The sequence below is a fragment of the uncultured Algoriphagus sp. genome (assembly GCF_963974365.1).
In the GTDB taxonomy this organism is placed as follows: domain Bacteria; phylum Bacteroidota; class Bacteroidia; order Cytophagales; family Cyclobacteriaceae; genus Algoriphagus.
In genome coordinates this window covers 183249-195860 of record NZ_CAXBBX010000009.1, presented here as the reverse complement: position 1 = coordinate 195860, position 12612 = coordinate 183249, and the positions used below count along the sequence as shown (strand labels likewise).

Annotated in this window: 11 protein-coding genes; 3 read left to right on the top strand and 8 right to left on the bottom strand. The window is 42.2% G+C overall.

The genetic code is table 11. The features are described from left to right. The first annotated feature begins 33 nt into the window (after window positions 1-33). Window positions 34-630 (top strand): class I SAM-dependent methyltransferase, encoded by a 597-nt coding sequence (locus tag AACZ87_RS13765; protein ID WP_339867990.1) that lies wholly within the window; start codon window positions 34-36, stop codon window positions 628-630. Here AACZ87_RS13765 and AACZ87_RS13760 read toward each other — a convergent pair. The 8 genes from AACZ87_RS13760 to AACZ87_RS13725 form a co-directional block, all read right to left on the bottom strand. Then, window positions 625-1539, bottom strand: coding sequence for a helix-turn-helix domain-containing protein (locus AACZ87_RS13760; protein ID WP_339867988.1), 915 nt, complete (start codon window positions 1537-1539; stop codon window positions 625-627). The genes AACZ87_RS13765 and AACZ87_RS13760 overlap by 6 nt on opposite strands. A 38-nt stretch (window positions 1540-1577) precedes the next feature. Further along, window positions 1578-1964: a DUF983 domain-containing protein gene (locus AACZ87_RS13755; protein WP_339867986.1), complete on the bottom strand. Its 387-nt coding sequence runs from the start codon at window positions 1962-1964 to the stop codon at window positions 1578-1580. Window positions 1965-2047: 83 nt separating this feature from the next. Beyond that, complete coding sequence (locus AACZ87_RS13750) at window positions 2048-3397, bottom strand: neutral/alkaline non-lysosomal ceramidase N-terminal domain-containing protein (RefSeq protein WP_339867984.1); 1350 nt, start codon at window positions 3395-3397, stop codon at window positions 2048-2050. 5 nt (window positions 3398-3402) lie between these two features. Beyond that, entirely contained in the window at window positions 3403-4566 is a 1164-nt protein-coding gene (locus tag AACZ87_RS13745) for an AIR synthase related protein (RefSeq protein ID WP_339867983.1), read from the bottom strand. 308 nt (window positions 4567-4874) lie between these two features. Further along, complete coding sequence (gene hemH / locus AACZ87_RS13740; RefSeq protein ID WP_339867982.1) at window positions 4875-5903, bottom strand: ferrochelatase; 1029 nt, start codon at window positions 5901-5903, stop codon at window positions 4875-4877. 151 nt (window positions 5904-6054) lie between these two features. Continuing rightward, window positions 6055-6549 (bottom strand): DUF4168 domain-containing protein, encoded by a 495-nt coding sequence (locus AACZ87_RS13735; RefSeq protein WP_339867981.1) that lies wholly within the window; start codon window positions 6547-6549, stop codon window positions 6055-6057. Window positions 6550-6829: 280 nt separating this feature from the next. Beyond that, entirely contained in the window at window positions 6830-8065 is a 1236-nt protein-coding gene (locus AACZ87_RS13730; protein ID WP_339867979.1) for a cation:proton antiporter, read from the bottom strand. A 6-nt stretch (window positions 8066-8071) separates the two neighbouring features. Further along, window positions 8072-9016, bottom strand: a complete 945-nt coding sequence (locus AACZ87_RS13725; RefSeq protein WP_339867978.1) for a universal stress protein — start codon at window positions 9014-9016, stop codon at window positions 8072-8074. Between the two features lie 98 nt (window positions 9017-9114). Between AACZ87_RS13725 and AACZ87_RS13720 the strand changes: the two genes are divergently transcribed. Continuing rightward, entirely contained in the window at window positions 9115-10722 is a 1608-nt protein-coding gene (locus tag AACZ87_RS13720; RefSeq protein ID WP_339867977.1) for a M14 family metallopeptidase, read from the top strand. Window positions 10723-10734: 12 nt separating this feature from the next. Next, entirely contained in the window at window positions 10735-12465 is a 1731-nt protein-coding gene (locus AACZ87_RS13715) for a M14 family metallopeptidase (protein ID WP_339867976.1), read from the top strand. Window positions 12466-12612: the final 147 nt, after the last annotated feature.

Here is a 12612-nt window from a genome sequence, read left to right as displayed (position 1 = left end):
GTATTTTGGGAATTAGTTCATTCCTTTAAACTAGTGAAAGATCAGTATAGTTTACTTGCTCCTTTTTACAATCACCTGACCAAACTGGTTTTTGGGGATCAATTGAAGCTGGCAAAAACCTGTTTTTCGGAAAATCTAGCTGGGAAAAAAGTACTCATTATAGGTGGAGGTGACGGCCTGGATTACCAAGTATTCAAGGATCAACTGGCAGGAGAGTACTGGGAAATTTCCAGATCTATGCTTCAGAAGGCTGAGGCTAATTTAAAAGAAAGCAGGTTGAGCTTTCGTCTGGGCTATTTTCAGGCGGAAAAAGAAAAGGTTTTTGATGAAGTTTGGCTTCATTTTGTGCTGGACACCATGCTTGATGAGGAGATCATTAGCCTTTTAGGGGAAATTAGAAACAGTCTTAAACCGGAAGGCAGGATTTACCTCGCTGATTTTTTTGCTCCAAAAAACGCTATTCAGCGTGGATTGCATCGAAGTATGATCACTTTTTTTAGGATAGTTGTGAATCATAAGCGGGCAAGTATTCCTGATTATGAGGAAATTCTATTGAGTCAAGAGTGGGCGAAAAACCCGGAAATAGAATTCCTGAAAGGTTGGGTAAAAGCGCAGATTTGGAGATTATAAGCCTGTGTTATCGAGTTGTTTTCGGAATTGCTCAGGAGTCAGGTTCGTTTTCTTTTTGAATAGGCGGCTGAAATAGGACGAATCCTCAAATGCCAGCTCGTATGCAATTTCTGATATGTTCAAATCCGAATGTGTCAAAAGTCGTTGCGCTTCCAGGATAACTCTGTCTAGAATAAGTTGAGAGCTGGTTTTGGAAACAGTGTTTTTGCACAGTGAATTGAGTTGTTTCATGCTGAGGCTCATCTGATCCGCGTAAAAACTCGCTTCTCTATGTTTCTTAAAGTGATTGTCAATCAGTAATTCCAGCTGCTGGAATTGATTGTGAACCAGTTTTTCTTCGGGCGAAAAGGAAGTTTTGCTGCCTTTGTATCGATACAACAAAATAAGAAGTGTATCAATATAGTTTCTCAGCAAATCCTTGGTTGACCAGTTTGGACTTTTGGTTTCCTGATCTATTTTTTCAAAAAAGAAAAGAACCTCACTTGTCTCAGGTGTATCGATTTCCAGCTTAGGAAATTCCACAATTGAGTTGAAAAGTGAATAATCGTTTAGCCTTTTTCTGGAGAAAGTGGAGGTATAAAAATCAGTGCTGAAGAATAAAATGTGTCCATCTGTATCTGGAGAAAGCTCCCAAGAATGAACCTGCCCAGGACTTAGGAAAAAGACGGAGCCAGGCTCTACTGGATAGGTTTTGAAATCTATGGTGTGGCTTCCTCTCCCTTGAGTGAAAACTACAATGATGTAGAAATCATGCTTGTGTGGTTTCTGGATAAATTGGTGTGTCGCCAAGTGGTTTTTCAGTCCAGAATAATAGAAATGCGATGAATCTATCGCGTCAGGCCCGAAATCTGGAATGTGAAATATAGGAAGTGCACTGCTTGGCATAGTTGGAATATCTTCGAAACTCAAGATATTCCAAATATACTTACTTCAGCGAGATGAAGCCATCAGGATGAACTTGTGATGTCTTCGCCTTTGTAGGAAATAAAAATTGCTATCCATATTGATCTGCTGATTCGGTAGATGAATGGCAGAAAAACAATGGCCGCTACACCCAGCAAAGAAAGTAGAAGAGACAGAGAATAGTCTGGTTTCAATATCGTCAAGGCCACCCAGGCAGTAATAAATAGCGCAGTGTTGATCGCATAGCTAACGAACATAGCCCCGAAGTAATAGCCAGGTTCTGGTTCAAAGGACTGCCCGCAATGCGAGCAGGATTTGTTCATCACAGAAAACTTGGTTGGATTCAATAATTTACCACGCAAAAACATATCCCCTTTATGGCAGCGAGGGCACTTGCATTGGTATATACTTTTCAGTGTGGAGAATCTCATGGCTTTTAAGTTTTGGCAAAAATAGCTCAAGGATTTTTGAGATAACTGGATAAAAACTACTTATATGAGGACTTTTCGGACCTTTAAGGGCTTGACTTCTTGATAATAGCCATCACCATTTCATCAAAATACTTTCCGTTACCAGGGCCATACCAGTTCATCTCGCGCACCTCGTGGAAGTTTTCGTCATAGAGTTCATCAGGAGTGATGTAGCCAATGTATCCGCCGTTGAAAGTCGTAATGATAAGATTCAAACCTCTGCTTTGCGCCAGCTTCTCCCACTTTTCATAGAAAACTCCGGAGAGTTCTCCGCTGGAAGCAATCATAAGCATGTTACCAATCTGCGTAATGTCTAAATGAGCATTGGTCTCGCCTAGTAAATAATTGAACAGCCAAGGACGAAGTCGAAGATTGTCTGAAACTCTCAAATGCGGTTCCCGCAAGGAAATTGGTAAGTAGCCCGTTTTGATTCTATGATTTTTGACAGTAGCAAAGTAAGTCATCCTCAGATTCAGCGTAGAGTCCAATTGATGGGCATATCGCTCGACCATTCCAGGTGTGTTTCCCGGCCTCAAAGGCCTATGACTTCCTACAGTTCCTGCAGCATACATGGCAAAGTCAAAACCTCCAGCTTCCAAATCCTTTGTTAGGTAAAATGGGTAATCGCCGGACAGGCCCATGAACTTGGTGCTCATCGTCGTAGCATGAGCCGAATAGGTGAGGAAAGTTGCTTTGTCACCAGATGTTTTGGTAAAAATAAGTTGGCGTACAAATGGGTCCGTAGGGCCATCTTTCACAAATCTATTGGCGACTAGTGCACCTGCGTCTGATTTCCGGTAGGTAATTGAAACAGTGTCTTGGGAGGCAATAGCATTTTGCAAAGCAGAAAGACTGCTGGAGACCATCAGATCCACAATCCCTTGATCGTATCCGCCAAAAGCCAGTTCTCCCATCGGACCAGGCATGTATCCGCCCATTCCAGAATGTGTATGAGTTGCTGTGAAAATCACCTGATCAATTGGAAGTTTTGCTTCGCTTATGGCATTTTGAAGTTGCTCAGCAAGATGAGGATGAACGATCAGCAATTCATAATTAAGCCAGGCAATCCGCGTATTTCCATTAGAAAGAGCCAATGCTTTGACAAAGCTGCTATCCTGCACGAATTCATATTTTCCTCGTGGTGCATAGCCAACCAAATCAGCCGGTTCAGCGGGAGTCATATTCACACTTGACCAACCTGCGATCCATGCTTCGCCTTGGGAGTTTGAAAAAGTGCTTTGATCTAAGCTCTCCAAGGTCTCTTTATAAAAGGCTTGGTCCTCAATCGGAGATCGATCAACTTTGGTCAAAATAATCAAGCCGATTACCACCAAAACAACAAAAGTCCAGCTTAGGACTTTTGTTGTTTTTATAAGGATGCTCTTAGCACTCATTGAAATCAATATTCAAAAACACCATGAGGGCTGGTAATCGTTACTTTTTTGCCTTGATGCGGTTCTACTCTACCAATGATCTGTGCCTCTACGCCATAAGATTCTGCGATATCGATGATCTCCTCAGCATAGCGCTCGTCCAGGTACACTTCCATTCTGTGACCCATGTTGAAAACTTTGTACATCTCTTTCCAGTCCGTACCGCTTTCTTCCTGAATGATTTGGAAAAGGGGTGGGGTTTCAAACAAATTGTCTTTGATCACATGCACGTCGTCCACGAAGTGAAGGACTTTGGTCTGCGCTCCACCGCTGCAGTGCACCAAGCCATGAATTCTTGGTCTCATGTAGTTCAACACATCCACCATGATTGGCGCGTAAGTTCTGGTCGGTGAAAGTACCAACTTGCCAATATTCACAGGAGCTCCTGGAGCCGGATCAGTAAGGTTATATTTTCCTGAGTAAACAAGATCTTCCGGTACAGAAGGATCAAAGCTTTCAGGGTATTTTGTCTTTAAAACTTTGTTGAAAACATCATGACGGGCAGAAGTAAGGCCATTGCTTCCCATGCCACCGTTGTATGCTGTCTCGTATTTTGCCTGACCAAAGGAGGCCAAGCCTACGATCACATCGCCACCCTGAATCTTATCATTGGAGATCACTTCATCGCGGCGCATTCTACAAGTGACTGTGCTATCCACGATAATTGTGCGAACTAAGTCTCCCACATCAGCAGTTTCTCCGCCAGTAAGTACAGCGTTGACGCCATTGTCACGAAGCATCTGAAGAACCTCTTCGGTTCCTTCGATGATGGCAGAGATCACTTCGCCAGGAACGAGGTTTTTGTTTCTACCAATCGTAGAGGAAACGAGGATATTATTGATCGCACCCACGCAAAGCAAATCATCGGTGTTCATGATGATAGCATCCTGAGCGATACCTTTCCAAACGCTCACATCTCCTGTTTCTTTCCAATAGGAATAAGCCAGAGAGGATTTGGTTCCTGCTCCGTCCGCATGCATGATATTGCAATAATCAGGATCATTACCGAGGGTGTCTTCTACGATTTTGCAAAAGGCCTGAGGGAAAAGTCCTTTGTCAAGATTGGATATTGCCTTGTGGACATCTTCTTTGGAGGCGGAAACTCCGCGCTGCATGTATCGCTCGTTCATGGGGGCAAAGTTAATACGTTCTTGGCAAAATGGGTGAATAAGGGAGGTAAAGTTGAGTTGCTTATTGGAAGGATGGTTTTAGCCGCGAAGTACGCAAAGGCTGCGCAGAGGGCACAGTTTAAGAGTTGGGCTGCTGTCTTGGTTCAAAGTCTCCTGATTTGGTTCAAGTCTCCAGACTTGGACCTAAAATCATCGCAGTCTTCAAAGTGCTTTCTCTTTTAAATATAAAACGTCCTGCTTCTCCAGAAACAGGACGACTGTTCTCTCTGCGATAGATTCCGCGTACTCCGCGGTTAAAGTCAATTAACTTAAGAATGCTCCAGCACCATCTCCTTCACGCATTCCACCCAGGTGTTTTCAGAATTCAGGCTTGGAACTAAATCCCATTCTTCTCCTCCTGCTTCCAAGAATTTGTCACGGTATTCACCAGCGACTTCCACCGTGGTTTCCAGGCAGTCCGCCACAAAAGCCGGTGAGAATGCCAGTACTTTTTTTACACCTTGTTTAGCTAAATCATCGATCACTTCATCAGTATATGGTTTTACCCATGGATCTTTTCCCAACCTGGATTGAAAGCAATTCACTGCTTTGTCCTCTTGGATTCCAAGTTTTTCACAAATCAATCGTGTTGTTTGAAAGCATTGTGCACGATAGCAATAATGGTTTTTTGCCCCATATTTATTACAGCAAGCGCCTAATTGGCAATAACCTTCTACTGAGCCTTTGAGTATCTGGCGCTCAGGAAGTCCATGGTAGGAGAATAAGATTTTGTCGTAGTCTTTTCCTTCCAGCATGGCGCGCCCACGCTCTGCCCAAGCTTCCAAGAATAAAGGATGCTCAATGAAATTGCTGATAAATGTAATGTCAGGAATGATCTGCCAGCCCCTGGCTATCTCCATTACTTTGTCCTGCACAGAGCCAGTAGATGCTGAAGCATACTGAGGGAAAAGTGGCAGAACAATGATTTTAGTCACATGAGCTTTTCGCAATTCCTCCAAACCAGCTTCTATGGAAGGTGTTTGATAGCGCATAGCCATGGCAACTTTATATTCCTTGGAATCGAGTTTTTCGATGAGTTTATCTCGGAGATCTTCTGTGTGAAAAAGCAAGGGAGAACCTCGATCAGTCCATAGTTTTCGATATTCATGCGCAGATTTCGGTGCTCGAAAAGGAGCGATAATCAGGTTGATCAGCATCCATCTACTGATGTATGGGATGTCGATCACTCGCCCATCCATCAGGAATTCGCGAAGGTATTTTCTTACGTCGCCGGTAGCGGTACTATCTGGAGTTCCCAGGTTTACCAGCAAAACGCCGGTTTTTCCGGTCTTAGTCATGTCCTTTTCCTTGATTTTCAATTATGCCCCAAAAATAAGGGCTTTGTTAGCAATTAGTACATTGAAAGAATCAAATACTCATGCAATCTTTCAAACATAAAAAAAACCCGACATTGGCCGGGTTTGTTTTCGAAAAACTGAATTATATAGCTTAGGTGTCTTTAGAAAATAATTTGTCTACTTTCTGTTTCACTTCAGGGTTACTATTATAGGCCATATAGATTGCCTCAAATTTTTCGGGAGACATCTCATTTTTTATGATCACTTCTTCGATTTCTACTTGTAGGTCTTCTTGAAGTTTCATTATTTTTTCTCCTGCCTTACTAAATGATGCCAATTCTTTTGGATCATTAGAGACTTCTTTAAGCTTTCCTCCCTGTTGGGCCTGTGCCATTTCTTGAAATCTCGGTACTTCTAGCCCACTTTCTTTTATTGAGCTGACCATATCTGTCTGAATGTTTTCCTGTAGAGGCATAATGTCCTTATTAATTTTGACAAAGGTCTTAATCTCTTCTTCTGAGAAATTCTCTGCTGACTTGATGGCTGTCTCCGGTGGATTAACTTGCTGAGCCATAGATAGGGTTGCTGTTACACATAATGCCATCAAGGCCAGCGAGAAGATTTTTAGTTTTTTCAGGTAGTTCATCAGGTTGTTGTTTTGGTTAGGTTAATCAAGCGACAAACTGAAAACCAACCTGAAGACTGAGTAGCCCTATGACTGGTCTTTAACCTGTTTTAACTTCTTAAGTGCCTTGTAGATGGCATAAGCATGTTTTGACCCGCAAATCTGTTCTAAAACAATTCACTTGGTAGATGCCTACAGAAAGAAATTTTGCCGAAAGATTGCCCCAAGTAACAATACTCTGACCCAGAGTTCCACAGTTGATTTATGCTCGTTCCAGGTATTGACTCAGCAAAACGTATCTCTAAACCTTAAGATTTCTCGCCCAGCCAATCAAAGGTCCAGCACTCATACTGGCGATTATTGCTAGAATTACCAATCCGATAAACAGAGGTTCAGTTACTAAGCCGTTTTCTAAAGCGATCAGTCCCAGTACGATATCCATGCTTCCTCGCGTGCTCATACCAAAGCCAGCAACTATAGATTCTTTACGAGATACTCCTGCGAGCCTTCCCCCGAAGTAAGCACCATAATATTTTGTCAATAGACCTACTACAATCACAACACCGACAATTCCCGGATCAAATCCAGTGATGAAGTTTACTTTGAGACCTATGGATACAAAGAAGATCGGAGCGAAAATATTATTGATAAACTGATGTAAAATCTCCTTGGCTTTTTCGGTCAAGTACTCAGAATCTCCAAGCGCAACTCCGATGATAAAGGCTCCGAAAATGGCATGAATTCCAATAAACTCTGTAAATGATGCTGCCAAAAAGCATAGCGCCAAGGAAAGCGATAGTAATCCTCCCGGCCAAGCCAGTTTTTTGTTGATCCAAGGCAAAACCCTATTGATTAATCCCTTTCCAATAGTTAGCATTACTAAAGTGAATAGTAAGGTAAGACCAATAGTCGGCCAAACTCCCAAGCCATCACTTCCAGACTCAGATAACGATAATATCACAGAGAATATAAGCCAGCCGAGCACATCCACGATCATGGCTCCTGCAATAATTAAAAGGCCTGAAGAGGTTTTGAAGAGGTTCAAGTCCATCAGAATCCTGGCTACAATGGCCAGTCCTGTGATGGAAATAGCAAGTCCAAAGAACGTAGAGGCAACTACTCTGTCATTGATATTAACTCCCAGAAACTCCGGGAATGCGTATGCCACCACAAACCCAGCTATAATTGGCAGAATCATCGAAGCTACAGCTATGTAGAGGGCCTTTTTTCCCTGGCTCCAAACAATATGTAACTCCACCTCCAATCCAGCAATGAAGAGCAACAAAACGACTGAAATCTGCACAAAGCCATCAAAGGCTATATTCGTCATCTCATGCGCTCCGAAGAGATATTCCTGCGCTCCAGGAAAGAAATTCCCGAGAATTGTAGGTCCCAGGATAATTCCTGCAAAGATTTCACCTACTACGGCAGGTTGCTTGAATTTCCTTGCTAATTCAGCAAAGACTCTTGCTAAAATAAGAATAGATGCGAGCTGGAGGAGTAAATTAATTACCTCCTTATGGTCTAACGTTTCCATGGAGGATTAAATTTTTACGATTAATAAATTACATGGCAAAGTACTCAAGAGGTCTTCCAAATCATGTGGGAAAATCCTGTCGAAAAAATTCAATTTATGATCATCACCTACTACGAGTAGGTCTGCGTCAATTTTCTCGCAGAACCTTGCCAGCTCCACTGCCCATCTACCTCCGGTAACTTTTATATTTATCTTCAATTCTCCCTGATCTATTTTATTCAGAATTCTCTCCACATACTCCACTTCATTTTGCACTAATTGCCTACGAGTCTGAGAGGCCTCTTCTTCCGAATCTTCACTGGCAGTTCCCATCTGAAGTCCGTACATTTTGATTTCATTCAATATATGCACTTGGTCAGCTTTGATTTGTTTGGAAAAATTAATTCCAACTTCGATCACATGTGGCGTGATCTCCAGCTGAGTTCCATTGAGAACTATTTTTTCAAAAACAGTGGATTCTACATTTGGTTCAATTAAAGTCAAAACAGAGCATGGAGCTTTTCTGATGATTTTCCTTCCTACAGATCCCATGTAATAAGTTAGAAAGCCTTCTCGCTTCAGTGCTCCTGCTACCAGTAAGTCTGCTTTTTCTTCCTTGCAAGCCTGGATTATCATTTTCACAGGTTTACCTTCTTTCCAAATCAATTTGGTTTTGAGTTTGTCCAAGCCTGTTTTGAGGATGATCTCATCAAGTTTCGTCTCCAGCTCATCAGTTTTTTTTCCGATATGAATCAGGATCAATTCAGAGCCGAAGAGCTGAACTAGACGCTTTGTTTCTGAAATAAGAGCTTCCATCCTAGGGGAAAAAGCTATGGCGAGGGCTACTGTTTGATACATTTTGAAAAAGCTAATGACCTTAAATAAGCAAATTTTCCCGATCTGTACAATACTTATTATTGCAACTCCATTTATCCCAATCAACACCCATTCAAGAGTTAATTCTGTGTTCATAAAAAGGAAAGGGCGTTTTGTTCCGAAATTTTAGTAAAATTCAGGTGCCGATCTTTTTAAAGATTTGGTTAATCAAAGAATTAAAACCCAAACGATTTATGAAAAAAACACTACTCAGTTGGTTGCTGGTTGGGGGCATGGGATTATCAGGAGCAGCATTTGCGCAGTCGGATTATCCTACACTTAGTCAGCTCAACCAGCGTTTGCAACGCGTGGCTTCCAATGCTTCTGCTGAACTTACCTCGCTAACCAAGACAGAAGGAGGAAAAGATATCTGGGTGCTAAAAGTAGGCACGGGTAAACTGGATGAAAAACCGGCCATCGCTGTAGTAGGCGGAGTGGAGGGCTACGAGGTGCTGAGCGTGGAGCTGGCTACACAATTTGCTGAAAAGCTGGTTTCAGATCATACGGATGCGCTTGAGACTACGACTTTTTACATTTTTCCCAACATGTCTCCAGACGCTTACGAGCAGTACTTCGCTTCATTGAAATATGAAAGAAGAGGGAATGCAGTATCTATTGACCATGATCGGGATGGCACTCCAGGCGGAAGCGGATATTCTGATCTGAATGGCGATAGTCTGATAACCATGATGCGAGTTGAAGATCCTATGGGAGATTACATACTCTCAAAAGAAGACGAGCGTGTAATGGTAAAAGCGGATAAATCCAAAGGTGAGGCAGGGAAATACTTACTTTATAAGGAGTCAAAAGATGACGACAAAGACGGAGAATTTGCTGAAGACCTGAAAGAAGGAATTGCATTCAATAAGTCTTTGACCTATAAATTCCCTGTTTTTGAGCCATTGGCTGGTGATATGCCAGTGACCCAAAAGGAGACTCGAGCTTTGCTTGACTACCTTTTCGAGCAGTGGAATATCTTCGCATTTGTCACATTTTCTCCAGCTAATAACTTGTCTTCACCATTGAAGTACAATGCCGGAAATGCAAAGAAGAGAGTGGTCACTTCCATTTTGGAGAAAGACCAAGCTATAAACGCAATGATTTCTGATGTCTATAAAGAGACTGTGAAGCAGAAAGCTTACCAGCAGGAGAATCAAGGCACTGATGGGGATTTCTTTCAATGGGCGTATTTCCACTTTGGTAGATTAAGCTTTGGTACTCCCGGTTATTGGGTGCCGGAATACAAAGATTCTACTGGCAAAGGCATTTCAAATGCGGAAGCCAACTACTTGGCTTGGGCAGATTCCTTGGAAATGAATGATGTTTTTGTTCCTTGGAAAGAAATTCAACATCCGGATTTTCCAGGTAAAAAAGTTGAAGTGGGTGGCATCAAGCCTTTTGTGATGACTACGCCTTCCTTTGATAAAATTCAAGAAATAGCTGATCAGCATACAGATTTCATCCTAAAACTGGCTGCAATGCAACCAAAGCTTGAGATTCATAATGTAAAATCTGAATCACTGGGCAACGGTTTGACGAGAGTGACGATGGATCTATTTAATAATTCTGCTCTCCCGACTCATTCTGAAATGGGAGAAAATTCCCGCTGGCTACGCAAAGTCAGAATTGATATAGATGCCGATGCTGAGAAAATTGTCTCAGGTAATAAAATCGAATTGATGGACTCTTTGGGAGCTTATGAGAAAGCAAGTTTTAGCTGGATCATTCGTGGTTCGGGAAATGTGACTGTAAAAGCCGGTGCTTCTCATGCCGGATTCACCTCCACAACTGTAAAACTATAAGCCATGCAAAAGATGAAAACAACAAAAATGCTCATTGCCTTGGCTGTAGGTGTACTTAGCCTTGGAAGTTATAAAGCAGATGCTCAGGAGAAATTTTTCCGCGCAGTCGGTACTCCACACAATCCAAAAGTAGCTATCGCTTTCAACCGCTACTATACTTATGAAGGTTTGGTGGATAATATGAAGAAGATTGCCGCAGCTCATCCAGATATCGCAAAACTCGAATCAATTGGTAAATCCTACGAGGGCAGGGACATGTGGACATTGACGATTACGGATTTTGCCACCGGAAAAGATACCGATAAACCAGGAATGTGGATCGATGGGAATATTCACTCCAATGAAATCCAGGGCGGAGAATTTTCTCTTTATGGTGCTTGGTACCTCACAGAGATGTTTGCTGATAATGAATTTATCCAGCAGCTCCTGAAGGACAAGGTGTTTTACATCACACCAACCATAAATCCAGATGCAAGGAATGACTTTTTCTTGGAGCCAAATACTGCAAATTCACCACGATCCGGGATGATGATCTTAGATAATGATGGAGATGGGGTAGCTGGGGAAGATGGAATGGATGATCTGGATGGCGATGGACACATCACAATGATGATTAGAAAATCTCCGACTGGTCGCTATATCAAAGATCCACAGGATCCACGCAAACTGATTATGGTAGGTGCGGATAAAATGGGAGAATATGAAATGTTGGGTCAGGAAGGCACGGATGGTGATGGTGATGGTCGCGTGAATGACGATGGCGTAGGATATTATGATCCAAATAGAGACTGGGGTTGGAATTGGCAGCCGGATTACATTCAGCGTGGCGCATTGAAGTATCCATTTACGCTTCCTGAGAATCGCTCGATTATGGAATTTGTGAAAAAGCATCCGAATATCGCAGGAGCTCAAAGTTTCCACAACTCAGGCGGAATGATCCTTAGAGGTCCTGGCGCAGAAGAGGATGTAAGCACGTATAACAGAAATGATATCCGGATCTATGATGCGTTGGGCCAAAAAGGTCAGGAAATGATTCCAGGTTATAGATACCTGACTGTTTATAAAGATTTGTATTCAGTTTTTGGAGGCGAATTGGACTGGTTTTATGGCGTTAGAGGGATTTTTACTTTCTCAAATGAGCTAATGGTGCCTTACCTATATTTCCACAAAGATGGTGGTGGACAAAATGAGATGTTCGAAGTGGATGAGTTTTTGACTATGGGTGATGCTTTTGTGAACTGGCATGAATTCGAGCATCCGCAGTTTGGAACTGTGGAGATAGGAGGATTTAAGAAAAACTTCGGGCGCGCTCATCCAGGGTTTTTGCTAGAGCAAGATGCACATAGAAATATTGCATTTACTATTTATCATGCGTATCACACCCCAAAATTATCTGTGATGGATGTGAAAGAAGAAGACCTTGGTGGAGGATTAAAAGCAATTACAGCAACGATCTATAACGAGCGCCTGATGCCAACTCACGCTAGTCAGGATCTTAAATACAAAATCGAGCGGCCAGATTACGTTACTATTGACGGAGCAAAGGTTGTCGCAGGATTTGTAGTGGAAGATGAAGACTTTAACAAATTGTCAGAGCAAAAAAATAATCCTGAGAAAATATTGGTAGATAATGTGCCTGGTATGACTGGAGTGAAAGTGAAGTGGATTGTTTCTTCAGGCTCTAATTATTCTATCACTGTTGATTCTGCCAAAGGTGGAAAGGCTAGTTGGAAGAAAAAGTAAAAGTAAAGCCGCAGTGATCAGTATTCATTGATCAGTCGGTTTAATAATAAAGAAACGAATGCGGAGCAGAGATGCTTCGCATTTTTTGGTTTAACCGCAATGTACACGGAGGTTAACGCAGAGTTCGAAAATTTGTGTTCTATTGAA